The 418-nt window shown below is 37.3% G+C and carries 1 protein-coding gene; it reads right to left on the bottom strand.

Going from position 1 to position 418, the window contains the following annotated elements; translation table 11 throughout:
* A partial coding sequence (locus ABR397_RS23400) for a hypothetical protein (RefSeq protein ID WP_350307790.1) occupies positions 1–418 on the bottom strand: 418 nt, incomplete at both ends.

Below are 418 nucleotides of genomic sequence, written 5' to 3'. Positions count from 1 at the left end.
CCTTAGCATCTAATGTACTTATTCTACGGGTATTATCGGCATTAAAATAACCGGGTTTTTCACTGCTCTGAAACCGGATATCGCCATGACGGCTGATAAGGGTAATATCTTTCCCTGTTACCTCACTTTGCAGAGAGTTAATATTATTGATGGCTGTCATGGATAAATTATTTGATGACAGCAGTGCTGCATCATTAAGATTAATCTCTTTTTCAGCGATAATGTTTAATTCATTTATGGCCTTTATTTTATCAGTGATATTAACTTGACCGGCATGGAGAATAATATTCTCTGCCGATAAGGTTTCCGGTCGTTCTTTGACATTAACTTCCGAGACAGTTTTAATGTCATAAGGAAGGGCGGTATTGATGTTGATACTGTCTTTGAAATCAGCAACAATGCTACCCTTTGCGATAAT

This window comes from Photorhabdus viridis (genome assembly GCF_040256935.1).
GTDB classification, from domain to species: Bacteria; Pseudomonadota; Gammaproteobacteria; order Enterobacterales; family Enterobacteriaceae; genus Photorhabdus; species Photorhabdus viridis.
This window is presented reverse-complemented; position numbering and strand designations above follow the sequence as displayed.